At 71.0% G+C, this 8,749-nt stretch carries 8 protein-coding genes; 1 reads left to right on the forward strand and 7 read right to left on the reverse strand.

The genetic code is table 11. The annotated features are described in order from the left end of the window. Positions 1-43: 43 nt before the first annotated feature. Positions 44-2,281: a radical SAM/SPASM protein FxsBH, inactivated beta-hydroxylase extension form gene (gene fxsBH, locus J1C73_RS16460; protein WP_207317047.1), complete on the reverse strand. Its 2,238-nt coding sequence runs from the start codon at positions 2,279-2,281 to the stop codon at positions 44-46. Positions 2,282-2,355: 74 nt separating this feature from the next. Next, a complete protein-coding gene (gene fxsA / locus J1C73_RS34950; protein ID WP_306091336.1) occupies positions 2,356-2,523 on the reverse strand; it encodes an FxSxx-COOH cyclophane-containing RiPP peptide in 168 nt (55 codons plus the stop codon). Positions 2,524-2,779: 256 nt separating this feature from the next. Here fxsA and J1C73_RS16470 point away from each other — a divergent pair, with 256 nt between their 5' ends. Beyond that, a complete protein-coding gene (locus tag J1C73_RS16470) occupies positions 2,780-3,676 on the forward strand; it encodes a DUF4231 domain-containing protein (protein ID WP_207317054.1) in 897 nt (298 codons plus the stop codon). A gap of 26 nt (positions 3,677-3,702) precedes the next feature. On the opposite strand, the gene J1C73_RS16475 is transcribed toward J1C73_RS16470, so the two are convergent. The 5 genes from J1C73_RS16475 to J1C73_RS16495 all read right to left on the reverse strand — a co-directional run. Then, positions 3,703-4,182: a hypothetical protein gene (locus tag J1C73_RS16475; RefSeq protein ID WP_207317048.1), complete on the reverse strand. Its 480-nt coding sequence runs from the start codon at positions 4,180-4,182 to the stop codon at positions 3,703-3,705. A 229-nt stretch (positions 4,183-4,411) separates the two neighbouring features. After that, positions 4,412-5,311: a trypsin-like serine protease gene (locus J1C73_RS16480; RefSeq protein ID WP_207317049.1), complete on the reverse strand. Its 900-nt coding sequence runs from the start codon at positions 5,309-5,311 to the stop codon at positions 4,412-4,414. 254 nt (positions 5,312-5,565) lie between these two features. Further along, on the reverse strand, positions 5,566-6,366 hold the full coding sequence (locus J1C73_RS16485) for a DUF1684 domain-containing protein (RefSeq protein ID WP_207317050.1): 801 nt from the start codon (positions 6,364-6,366) through the stop codon (positions 5,566-5,568). 4 nt (positions 6,367-6,370) lie between these two features. Beyond that, positions 6,371-7,711, reverse strand: coding sequence for an NtaA/DmoA family FMN-dependent monooxygenase (locus J1C73_RS16490; RefSeq protein WP_207317051.1), 1,341 nt, complete (start codon positions 7,709-7,711; stop codon positions 6,371-6,373). Continuing rightward, a partial coding sequence (locus tag J1C73_RS16495; protein ID WP_207317052.1) for an LLM class flavin-dependent oxidoreductase occupies positions 7,708-8,749 on the reverse strand: 1,042 nt, incomplete at its 5' end. The genes J1C73_RS16495 and J1C73_RS16490, both read right to left, overlap by 4 nt.

Raw genomic sequence — 8,749 nt, forward strand, 5'->3', positions numbered from 1 at the left:
TCCCGACTCCGCGGGCGATCTTCCTCGAACCGGAATCCGGTCTTCAGAATTCCTTTCGCATCAGGGTCAGCAGCTGTTTCCCGCCGATGGTGAGTTCGGCCGCCCCCTCCAGCGTGTCGAGTGCCTGCGGCACTCCGTCCCGATACCTGGGGTCGAATGCCGCGAGTGCCAGCCGTTCATATGCACCCGCCAACAACCGGGAAAACGGAACCAATTCCTCCCCCCAGGGCATTCGATGTTCCCAGGAGCCGTCCGCCGCGTAAAGATCCGTGACGTCCACAAGTGCGCGGAATCCGGCCCGCCGCACTCCGCGCACCAGCGCGAGGGCGAGCGTTCCCGCCTCGTCGTCCGCTCCGATGCCCAGCGCACCGTGCCCGTGCCGCCCCACGGAGGCTTCGCCCGGCTTCAGGCCGGTCAGCGGAGTGAGCGTCAGCGGTCCGCCGGCGGAGCGCGCTCCGTACTCGGGAGCCCGTTCCTCGATCAGCGCCCAGGCCCCGGTGAGCGCGGCGGCCAGCCGGCCGGCCGCTGACGCGTCGAGCGCGGCCGCGGCGGGCTCGGCGAAGCAGTCGCGGTACGGATCGAGGTCGTCGATCACAAAGCCGGGCCCGCTCCCGGGCAGGGCGTACCCGCGCACCGGAAGCCAGCCGGGGACCGCCGGTGCGGGCCACTCGATCCGCCGCTCGCCCGATCCGCCGTCCCGCCCGATCAGGAAGCCGCCCTCGACAGCGCGCACCCGGGCCGTGCCGTGCTCCCCCGCACCGTCGACGGCCACCCGGCCCAGGGTGGGCAGGACCAGCCCACCGTCCCGGTAGGGCACCGGCACCCGGACGTCGAGCCCCGCCCGCACGACGGCGGCCGCGAGACGGGCCGGCAGGCCGTCCGCGGCATCCGAGGCGGCCCCCGGCCGGTCCTCGTGCAAGGCGTCCAGCGCGTCGAGCAGCCAGGTGCGGGTGTACGGGTGGGCGAGCACGTGGTCCAGGGCGCCGGAACCCTGCTCCGAGCCGTCCAGAACGGCCGCCAGCTCCCACGCCGCCGCCCACCGCTCGCCGCCCCGGCCGTCCAGGTCTCCGTTGAGCCGGGCCAGCAGCGTGCGGGTGAGGTCCTCCTGGGCCGCGAGCAGTTCGCCGCGATCGGCCACCGCGGGCGCGACCGAGTCCGCCGGCGTACGGGCCTCGATGCCGCGCACCAGAGCCGCGAGATCGTGGCAGTACACGGACGGGTTGTCGAACCCCTCGTCCGGACCCGCGGAGCTGTAGCGGTGGGTGTACAGGCCGCCACCGCACGAGCGCACGACGGGGCAGCGGCGGCACGTCTCGCTGACGCCCTCCAGCCCCAGCTGCCTGGCCCGCACCCCGGGATGCGCCGCAACCTCGTCGAAGGCATGCGTGAAGACGTCGAACCCGGTGGCCGCCGCGCCTTCGTAGGCGCTCTTGAGCGAGTCGACCTGTTCCAGGCTCCCGTCGGTCTCGACGACGACGAGGTCCGTGGGGGCCAGGCCCAGGGACTCGGTGAGGCTCGGTCCGCCGTTCAGCGTGGAGAGGACCGAGGAGAAGATCCGCACCGGAACCGGCCGCCCCAGCTCCTGCCAGCGGTCATGGACCGCGAGGAGCCAGTCGGCGTAGGCGGTGGGCGATCCGTCCGGACGCGGCGGCGGGTCGTCCCAGGTGGCGTGGGGAAGCAGGAAGTCGATGTGCGGCGGTTCGAGTGCGGTGAGGGCGTCGAGGACCGCGCGCGGGTCGTTCTCGATGTCGATGGTGCACAGGAGACCGAGGTTGAGATGGCGGTAGCGCTCCTGCCGGAGCAGTTCGACGGCCTTGAGCACCAGGGGGTGGCTGCTGCGTCCGTCGGCGAAGCGGCGGTGGCGGTCGTTGGCCGCGCGGTCGCCGTCGAGGGAGATGCCGACCTTGACGTCGTACTCGCTGAAGAGGTCGAGATAGCGCGGGCTGAGCTGCAGACCGTTGGTGTGGATCCGGAGATCGAGCGCGGCGACACCGTCGAAGGCGGAACTCAGCTCTTCGCAGATGAGCCGCAGCCGGGCGGGGCCGGCGAGCAGAGGCTCCCCTCCGTGCAGGATTACTGACACGGAGGGCAGTGCGTGTGTCTTGGCATGCTCAGCCAGGCGCTGAGCAGTCCGGAAAATGACTCCATCAGAGATTGTTTTCGGACGGGTTCGCCAGCTCTGATCGGCATGTTCGTAGACATAGCAATGGTCACAGGCGAGGTCGCACCTGCTGTGAACCTTGAGAACTACTTCACGGAAAGGGACCAGGGGTCCTGTCATTCCCTCAGTCTAGCCAGCCCGGAAGGGGTGATCCGGCAACCGGCCGCACCGGAGGAGTGATCCGTTGTACGGGGTCAGAGGGCGGAGTTGAAGGTGGCTGCCTGGAGGGAGCGACCGGCGGAGGCGACATGCACCCGTCCGAGCTTCCTGGCAGCTTCGCCACCACGCGCGTCGATCGCGGTGAGCGGCACACGGCTCTTCTTCGCAACGGCGAAGGAGAGGGAGGATTCAGAGGTCTTCACGGCCGTCCTTGAGGGGGTTCGTTCCAATGGAATGGTTCCGGACAGGAAACCAGCGTTGGTACCTGCACCATTGCAGTGTCCGGCGGCACGACTTTACTCTCATGGCCTCGGTTGGCAACTGAGGACGGCTACTTGGAACAAGAGCGTCACACGGGACCTGCCCCGATCAAGCGGAACTACAGGTTCCGCCATCGGAGTGACAACATAACCGCAGACGGGAGTGAACATGACGGCGATTCCCGGACCACTGCAGAGCATGGTCTTCAGGAACGCTGATCTGCCCGAGCTCTTTCACCACACGGATGCCATTGCGGTCGCACGCCAGCGGGAGGCCGTGAATACCACCCGCTGGCAGCTGATACTGCTGGTCGCGGGCACCGTACCGGCCGCGCTCCCCTGGCGCGCCGAGGTCACAGGCGGGCTCCAACTCAGCGACTGCGCGGCAGCGTTGGCCTACCTGGGTGTCCTGATCGCGACCTACCTCACCTCTCGGCGGAAAGCAAAGTCGCATTGGCAACTTAATCGCTCCGCGGCGGAGTTCATCAAATCGATGTGCTGGCGTTACTCCGTGCACGGCTCACCTTTCGACACCGGCACCCAGCACCCGGAGGCGGTGTTCGCCAATCGCCTCGAAGAGGGCCTCCAGGAGCTCCGCAAGGTGGGCTGGTCCGATCCCCGGGACCGGACCGCCGATTCCGGAGGTCTCATCACCGATTCCATGCACGCATTACGGGACAAGGCATTCACCGTGCGCAAGGAGACCTATGTACGGGACCGGCTGATCGAACAGCGCAGTTGGTACCGCAGGCGCCAGGAGGTGTCCCGCCGGGCCACCGTGGTCTGGTCGACCACCATCGCCGCCCTGACGGCTCTCGCCCTGGTCCTCGCCCTGTTCAGGGCGTTCTCCGTGGGCCAGTCCTTTGCGCTGACCGGGGTGCTGTCCGCCGCCGCGGCGGCCTGTCTGGCCTGGGCCGAGATGCGCCGCCACCACCCGCTCATCTCGGCCCACTCCCTGGTGGAGAAGGATCTCGAGTCGATGCAGGTCGCCATGGAGACCACACTGAACGAGCGCCAGTGGCCGCGGGCGGTGTTCGAGACCGAGCGCATCGTCTCCCCCCAGCACACCGACTGGCTGGCCCGGCACCAGATGTGACGGACCGAGCGGCCGCCCCGGTCAGGTCAGGCGCGTACGACCCCGTCGCGCCAGATCACCGTGACCGGGCGGCCGAGCTCGCGGGCGTAGGTCACGATGTCGCCCGTGCCGCCGAGGCCGCGGGCGGGCAGTCCGTCCCAGACGGCGAGCAGCCGGTCGCAGTGGTCGGCGATATAGGCGCCGGCCGCGTAGTACGCCTCGTCGGTGGAGTGCGGGTAGTCCAGCCGGACCTCCCGCGCGGCGCGGGCCTTGAGGCTCCGGTAGCGGGCCAGTTCGGCGCCGTCGGCGAAGCAGGCCTCGTAGTCGCCGCTGGGGATGACCGCGGTCAGTTCGGCGCCGTGGGCGAGCGCGAGGTCGGCGAAGAGCTGGTCCGCCCCCACGGCCAGGCTGGACAGGGCCTCCACCGAGCCGTCGAAGGCGCTGAGCGCCGCACGCATCGCGGCCAGCACATGGTCGTGCACCTCTCGCGGAATGCTGCGGTGGCCGGTCACTCCGATGCGATTCACGGACCTGGATCCCCCTGGGGTCTCTGCCGGGGGTTCCCGGAGGGCATCCCTCCGGGAGGCACAGTGTCCGCCCCCGTTGTTCCTGCGCGACCGTCCTGTGCCACATCCTCTCAAAAGCCGCGGGGTCAGCGGGAGCCCCCGCCCGGAATTCGGGCGGGGGCTCGGCGTGTTCGACTTGCCCTTTCGAGGCAGGGGCCGGTCCCGGGGGACGGAACCGGCCGCCCGGGTGTCAGTAGACGCTGACGCCGTACGCGCTGAGCGCCTCGGTGACCGGCTGGAAGAACGTCGTGCCGCCCGAGGAGCAGTTGCCGCTGCCGCCCGAGGTGAGGCCGATCGCCTTGGAGCCGGAGTAGAGCGGACCGCCGGAGTCACCGGGCTCCGCACACACGTTGGTCTGGATCATGCCGTACACGATCTCGCCGTTGCCGTAGTTGACCGTGGCGTTGAGCGCGGAGACCTTACCGCTGTGGATGCCGGTGGTGGAGCCCCGGCGGGTGACGGACATGCCGACCGTGGCATTGGCCGCGCTGGTGATGTCGACGCTGCCCACGGTGCCCTCGTGGGAGACCGAGGCGTTGTCGTAGCGCACCAGACCGTAGTCGTTGGTCGGGAAGCTGGAGCCGACCGTCGGGCCGATGCTGGTGCTGCCCGAGGAGTTGGTGTACCAGGGAGGGTTGCCGTCGGTGCAGTGACCGGCGGTCAGGAAGTAGTACGTGCTGCCGCTGCGGACGTTGAATCCGAGGGAGCAGCGCCAGCCGGGTGCGTAGATGGCGTCGCCACCGGAGAGCAGCTTGCTGAACTTTCCGGAGGTGTGCTTGATGCTCAGGGCGCCCGCGTTGGTGCCCGCGGAGTCCTTGATCTGCTGGATCTCCGCCGCGGAGACCGTGCTGTCGACCGTGACCACGAGCTTCTTGGTCGCGGGGTCGACGGTCCAGGCGGTGCCGGCCACGTCGGCGCCGAGGACGGCGTCGGCTGCGGCGGAGAGCTGGTTCGCGCTGTACGTTCCGGGGGAGCTGGCCTGTGCGCTGGGGACGGCGAGCGCGGCGACCGCTATGAGACCTGCGGCAATGGCAACAGCCCTGCTGCGTCTCGCGGTACCGCTGAGGGGGGTGGTGCGCTTGATCCTCACTTGTCATTCCTCCCGAGGGGGGTTGGGGGTCCGCCCGTGGGGTGGTCGGACCCGTGAGGCGCAGTCAGCCGCACGGCAGGCTGTCCGTAATCCGAACCTGCCGTGCTCCTGACAAGCGCTGCTCGGGAGTATTCAAGGCGTCAACTTCATGCGCAAGAGGGCCTCTTGGCCTGAGCTTCGCTCCGCACCCATGCGTCCGGCCCCGGCGGATGACGGATACCGGGGCCGGACGTCCACCGAACGGAGGCGGTGATTCAGCTGTCGATCCGGTTGCGCTCCCCCGCCTCGACGGCGACGGGGAGGGTGTTGCCGGGCGGCGGGAAGGGGCAGATGAAGTGGTCCGCGAAGGCGCAGGGCGGCAGCAGCGCACGGTTGAGGTCGACCGTCACGGTGCCGTCGGCGGCCGGGGCGGCGGGCCGCAGGAACCGGAAGCGGTAGCTACTGTTCCCGCTGGTGGCGTCGGCGAAGACCGCCCAGAGCGAGCCGTCGTGCTCCACGGCGACCTGGAGCGTCCGCTCGACGCCGTCCAGCTCGAAGGCGATCTCCCCGCCGAGGCCGAGTCCGCGCTCGACGCCGTCGGCGTTCTCGACCCGGACACTGCGAGAGGTGTCGTACGGGCGGAAGGTGCCGGGCAGCGCCCAGCGCGGGTCGTACCGCGTGGCCTGGATCGCGCGGAAGGCCCGCCGCGCCGCGGAGTCCGGGTCGAAGTCCCGTACCGCCCAGAGCCCTTCTCGGCTCAGCACGAACAGCCGCCGCTCGCCGTGGGCGACCCGGGACCCGCCGATCGGACCGCGGTCGGCGCCGAGCCGGACCTGTCCGGTGAACGGCTTCCCGTCGACGGTCAGCCCGTCCTCGGGACCGGCGGTGAGCTCCAGTTCGTCGCCGTCCTCCCGCCACTGCCCCTCAATGGCCGGAATTCGGCCTTCCGGGTAGTCGGAGAGCCAGTGCGTGCCGGTGAGTGAGAGCGGTCCGTACGGTGCCGAGACCGTGGCGGTGCGCTCCTCGTGCCAGTGGTCCCAGTCCCGCGCTGCCTGCTGCTGTGCGTCCGTGCTCATGGGCTCAACCTTTCCATACGGGCTCCGCGAGCCCGAGGTGCGACCGGAGTGTGGAGCCGGTGTACGCGGTGCGGAAGACCCCGCGCTCCTGGAGGAGCGGGACGACCTCGTCGACGAAGTCGTCGAGTCCGCCCGGGGTGAGGTGCGGTACGAGGACGAAGCCGTCGGCGGCTTCGGTGGCGACGTATCCGGCCAGCTCCGCCGCGACGGTCCGCGGGCTGCCGATGAACGACCGCCGGCCCGTCGCCTCGATGACCGTCTGCCGGATGGAGAGCCCCTTCTCCCGGGACAGCGCGCGCCAGCGGGCCGCGACCGCGAGGGGGTCGCCGGTCCTGACCCGGCCCTGGACCGGCGCCGCATCGGGGACCGGGTCGCTCTCGGGGAGCGGCCCGTCCGGATCGTACGAGGAGAGGTCCTGGCCCCAGACCTGCTCCAGGGCCAGCATCGCGCTCTGCGGCGAGATCTGCTGACGGCGTATCTCGGACGCCTTCTCCTGCGCCTCGGCGTCGCTGTCGCCGAGCACGAAGCCGACGCCGGGCATGATCTTCAGCTCGTCGGGCTCCCGGCCGTACTTCGCCAGTCGTGCCTTGACGTCCGCGTAGAAGGTGCGGCCCGCCTCCAGGGTGCCGTGCCGGGTGAAGATGATGTCGGCGGCGGACGCGGCGAACTCCCGGCCCTCCGGGGAGTCCCCGGCCTGGATGACGACGGGGTGGCCCTGCGGGGGGCGCGGGACGGTGAACTCGCCCTCGACGCGGAAGTACTCGCCGCGGTGGGCGAAGCGGCGCGGGGTGCCGTCGGGTGTCCAGGAGTCCCACAGCCCGCGGGCGGCGGCGACGAATTCGGCGGCGCGGGTGAGGGGGTTCCCCCCTGTTCGAGCGGAGCCGAGGGCTTGGGAGAGGCCGGCCCGGTTCAGACAGCCGCCGCGGCGGAAGTTCTCAGCGGTGAAGGCGTCGGACGAGGTGACGACGTTCCACCCGGCCCGGCCGGCGCTGAGGTGGTCGAGGGTGGCGAGCCTGCGGGCCAGTTCGTAGGGCTCGTTGAAGGTGGCGTTGACGGTCGCGGCGAGGCCGAGCCGGTCGGTGACGGCGGCCAGCGCGGCCAGCACGGTGAGGGGCTCGGGGCGGCCGGCCACGTCCAGTTCGTGGATCAGCCCGTTGTGCTCACGCAGGCGCAGCCCCTCGGCGAGGAAGAAGAAGTCGAACAGGCCGCGTTCGGCCGTACGCGCGAGATGCTCGAAGGAGGAGAAGTCGATCTGGCTGCGGGACCGGGGGTCCGTCCAGACGGTGGTGTTGTTCACACCCGGGAAGTGGGCGGCGAGATGCAGCTGTTTCGGGGCGGTCGTCATGCCCGTTCTCCTTGGAGGACACGGCCCGGGGCGTACCGGCTGGCCGGACGGGCCAGGCCCAGGTGCTCGCGGAGGGTTCCGCCGGGGTGGAAGGTGCGGAAGAGGCTGCGGTGCTGGAGCAGGGCCACCGTGCCGTTGACGATCCGTTCGAGATCGCGTTCGGGGGTGATCGGTGTGAGGTGGAAGCCGTCCACGGCCCCGGCGCGGTGCCACTGGGTGATCAGATCGGCGAGGTCGACCGGGCCGCCCCGGTAGTACGTGCCGTGCGCGGCGAGCGGTGGCCCGCTCTCCAGTCCTGGTTCCGGGGCGGATTCGGCGTCGCCGAGGTCGACGGTGAGCGCGGCGAGCACCCGGAGGGTGTCGGGGTCGCGCCCGTGGGCGGCGGCGCGGCGGCGCACATCGGCGCGGATACCGGCGGTCCGCTCGGGTGTGGTGGCCCGTACGAGCACGACGTCGGCATGGCGGGCGGCGGTCTCCCGGGCCGGGTCCGCCGTGCCGTCGACGACGGTGACCGGGCGGCCCTGCGGGGGCCGGGGCACGATGGCCGGTCCGCGGACGCTGAACGTGGTCCCCTCGAAGTCGACATGGTGCAGCTTGTCGCGGTCGATGAAGCGACCGGATGCGGTGTCCCGGATCTCGGCGTCGTCCTCCCAGCTGTCCCAGAGCCGCGCACCGGCGTCCGCCACCTCGCCGGCCTCACGCCACAGCTCGGCGGCGGGTGCGGCCGGGCGGCGGCCGAACAGCCGGGCCTCGGCCCCGGTCGTCGACACGTCCACCTGCCAGCCCGCGCGGCCGCGGCTCACCCAGTCCAGGGTGGCCACGGCGGACGACACATGGAACGGCTCGGTGTGCGTGGTGGTGACCGTTGGCACGAGCCCGATCCGGCGCGTGGCCGGCGCCACCCGGGACAGCACCGCGAGCGCGTCGGGTCCCGGCCGGGCGAACGAGTCGCCGAGGGTGACGAAGTCGAGGGCGCCGCGCTCGGCGAGCCGGGCCAGGGCGGTGTAGTGCCCGGGGTCGTAGCGGGGCGCCCTCGAC

This window comes from Streptomyces laculatispora, assembly GCF_017353455.1.
Classification (GTDB): Bacteria; Actinomycetota; Actinomycetes; order Streptomycetales; family Streptomycetaceae; genus Streptomyces; species Streptomyces laculatispora.